Origin of the sequence: Pseudolysinimonas sp. (assembly GCF_039912695.1) — a bacterium.
Taxonomy (GTDB): domain Bacteria; phylum Actinomycetota; class Actinomycetes; order Actinomycetales; family Microbacteriaceae; genus Pseudolysinimonas_A.
This window is the reverse complement of the sequence record NZ_JBDSPJ010000006.1, coordinates 1-3,411: the sequence shown is the minus strand read 5'-3', so window position 1 is coordinate 3,411 and position 3,411 is coordinate 1. Positions and strand designations below refer to the sequence as shown.

The following is a 3,411-nucleotide window of genomic DNA, read 5'->3' as shown; positions in this document are numbered from 1 at the left end:
CCTCGATGTCCTGCGTCGTCATGCGCTCGCGAACGACGCGCTCCATCCGGGACAACCCGGTGCGAACCTGGTTCTGGATGAGCTCGCCGACCGCGCGGATGCGACGGTTGCCGAAGTGGTCGATGTCGTCCACGTCGAGGCGGATGTCGACCTTCTTGCCGTCGCGGACACCCGGGAGGGTGGTCTGCTCGGCGTGCAGGGCGACCAGGTACTTGATCGTGCCCAGGATGTCGTCGAGCGACAGCACCGAGTCGCGCAGGCCGGCGTCGAGGCCGAGCTTGCGGTTGATCTTGTACCGGCCCACCTTGGCGAGGTCGTACCGCTTCGGGTTGAAGTAGAAGTTGTCGAGCAGCGCACGCGCGGCCTCGGCAGCAACCTGCTCGCCCGGACGCAGCTTGCGGTAGATGTCTTTGAGCGCCTCTTCTTTGGTGAGGATGGCGTCCTTCTCGAGGGTGCCGGCGATCGACTCGTAGCCGGGGAAGGCGGCGAGGATCTCTTCGCTCGTCATGCCGAGAGCCTTGAGGAAGACGGTGACCGACTGCTTGCGCTTGCGGTCGATGCGCACGCCGACCTGGTCACGCTTGTCGATCTCGAACTCGAGCCAGGCACCACGGCTCGGGATAACCCGCGCCGAATAGATGTCTTTGTCGGAGGTCTTGTCGTTGATGCGCTCGAAGTACACGCCCGGGCTGCGGACGAGCTGCGAGACGACGACACGCTCGGTGCCGTTGATGATGAACGTGCCGCGCTGAGTCATCAGCGGGAAGTCGCCCATGAAGACCGTCTGGGTCTTGATCTCACCGGTGAGGTGATTCATGAACTCAGCGTTGACGTAGAGCGGCGCGGCGAAGGTCTTGCCGCGCTCCTTGCACTCGTCGATGGAGTACTTGGGCTCTTCGAGCTCCGGGGCGGAGAACGACAGTTGCATCGTCTCGCCGAGGTCTTCGATCGGCGAGATCTCTTCGAAGATCTCGTCGAGACCCGTGGTCTCGGGAACACCCGCGTCGCCGGAGGCTTTCGCCGCGACCACCCGTGCCTTCCAGATGTCGTTACCAACCAACCAGTCGAAGCTCTCCGTCTGCAGCGCAAGAAGGTCCGGCACCGTGAGGGTGTCGGTGATCTTGGCGAAGGAGAGCCGCGATGCGGTGCGGCCGGTGATGGTGGACTTCTTACTGGATGCGGAACGCGCAGCAGCCAACGAAAACAACCTCCGTGAACCCCGTCAGGTTCAGTACGTATCGGTCGGTGGGAAGCGGCCCAAATCCTCTTCAAGCCGACCAAGATATGAAGGCGAAAGGGAGAGTGGGCGCAAGGGACAACTATAGGACACAACTGGCGCGAACGCCTAGCTATTCCTTGACTTGATTCTCGATTGGGTCTATAAGCCGCCCGCGGCATCCCTCCACGCGCGCCAATTGGTCCACCTGAAACGTTCGTCCGTGCAACTTGGTGCAGATGAAAGACTGGATGCCGTGGCGGACATCGGGGAGACGACCCTGGCAAGCGGGATGCACGCCGTCATCCGCGACGACCCCTTCACGCCGGGCACGTATCAACTGATCGTCGACGGCACACCGCAGTCGCACGTCGACCCGAATCGTCCGACCGAGTTGTTCTTCGAGTACGTGAATCGCATGGGTCGGGTCATCGACCAACTGCCCGACGGGCCGATCACGGCTCTGCACCTCGGGGCCGGCGCGCTGACCCTTCCCCGCTACATCGAAGCGATGCGACCGGGATCCCGCCAACAGGTGCTTGAGCTCGAACCTGGGTTGGTCGAGCTCGTGCGCGCCCACCTGCCGCTGCCCCGCGACGCCTCGATCCGGATGCGCTACGGCGACGCCCGCGAGACCCTCGGCAAGCTGCCATCCGGGTTGAAGGGTGCGGTCGATCTCTGCATCGTCGACGTGTTCGGCGGGGCCCGCATCCCGGCCCACGTCACGAGTGTGGAGTTCTATCACGAGCTCTCCGCATTCCTCACCCCGACCGGAGTGCTGCTGGTCAACGTCGCGGATGGTGGCACTCTCGCCTTCGCGCGCGGCCAGGCGGCGACGGTCGGGCTGGTGTTCGCCGACTCCGCAGTGCTCGCCGAGTCTCAAGTGCTGAAGGGTCGGCGCTACGGCAACTTTGTGATCGTTGCCTCACCCACCGACCTCCCGCTGGAATGGATGCCGCGGCTGCTGGCCAGCGGACCGCATCCGGCGAGCGTCGTGCGTGGTCGCGAGTTGCGGGACTGGATCGCGGGTGCCGCGGTCGTGACCGATGCGTCCTCAACACCCTCGCCGCCGCCAGCTCGCAGCGTGTTCCAGTGGCGTCCCGGTCGCGACGACGGCGGACGCACGTAGGGTCGGGGCATGCGCTCGTGGAAGTGGCTTGCCGTCGCCCTCGCAGCAGTGGTGCTTGCGGGATGCGGCCCCGCGCCGCACACAGAACCAGGCACGACTGCGCCTACCGTGTCGCCGCCCGCCGGTGGAGTGCAGCCGGTCGGTGAGCCGACCGATGTGGTGACCGGTCTGGGGTCGCCGTGGTCGATCCTGAGGTTGACGGATTCCGTCACCCTGATCTCGCAGCGCGACGATGCCACGATTCTGCGCCTCGAAGATGGCCAGGTCACGACGGTCGGCACAGTGCCGGGCGTGGTGCACCAAGGCGAGGGCGGCCTGCTCGGGCTGGCGTACCTTTCGGAAGGTTCGGGCGGCTGGCTCTACGCGTACCTGACCGCGGCCGACGACAACCGCATCGTGCGGATGACCTACAGTGACGGCGGTTCGCTCGGCGATCCCGAGGTGGTGCTGTCTGGTCTGGCGAAGGCCGGCAACCACGACGGCGGGCGTCTCGCGTTCGGCCCGGACGGCATGTTGTATGCGACGGTCGGTGACGCGGGAGAACCCGACCGTGCTCAGGACCCGTCGTCGCTCAACGGCAAGATTCTGCGGATGACTCCAACGGGCGACGTGCCCAACGACAACCCGACGCCGGGATCACTCGTCTACTCGATGGGTCACCGCAACCCGCAGGGGCTCGCCTGGGATGCCAGCGGGCAACTCTGGGCGGCCGAGTTCGGCCAAGACACCTGGGACGAGTTCAACCGCATCGAGCCCGGGGGCAACTACGGGTGGCCGGTCGTGGAGGGGCAGGCGGGCGACGAGCGCTTCACCGATCCCGTGCTGCAGTGGGGCACCGATGCCGCCAGCCCGAGCGGGCTGACCTGGATCGGCGGCACCTTCTTCATGGCCGCGCTCGGCGGCGAGCGCCTCTGGGCGATCTACATCGACGACGAGGCGGGCACCGCGAACGCCGTCGAGTGGTTCACGGGCGAGTACGGACGCATCAGGGATGTGACGCCCGGCCCTGACGGTTCGCTCTGGATGCTGACCAACAACACCGATGGCCGCGGCGATGCGCGCGATG

2 protein-coding genes and 1 pseudogene are annotated in these 3,411 nt (G+C 65.9%); 2 read left to right on the top strand and 1 reads right to left on the bottom strand.

Annotation, left to right across the window (positions count from 1 at the left end; genetic code table 11):
* Nucleotides 1-1,198, bottom strand: a pseudogene (locus ABIR17_RS02285) (DNA-directed RNA polymerase subunit beta); the annotation flags it as partial.
* A 310-nt stretch (nucleotides 1,199-1,508) separates the two neighbouring features.
* On the opposite strand from ABIR17_RS02285, the gene ABIR17_RS02280 reads away from it, so the two are divergent.
* On the top strand, nucleotides 1,509-2,345 hold the full coding sequence (locus ABIR17_RS02280; RefSeq protein WP_348002740.1) for a fused MFS/spermidine synthase: 837 nt from the start codon (nucleotides 1,509-1,511) through the stop codon (nucleotides 2,343-2,345).
* A gap of 9 nt (nucleotides 2,346-2,354) precedes the next feature.
* A partial coding sequence (locus ABIR17_RS02275) for a PQQ-dependent sugar dehydrogenase (RefSeq protein WP_348002739.1) occupies nucleotides 2,355-3,411 on the top strand: 1,057 nt, incomplete at its 3' end.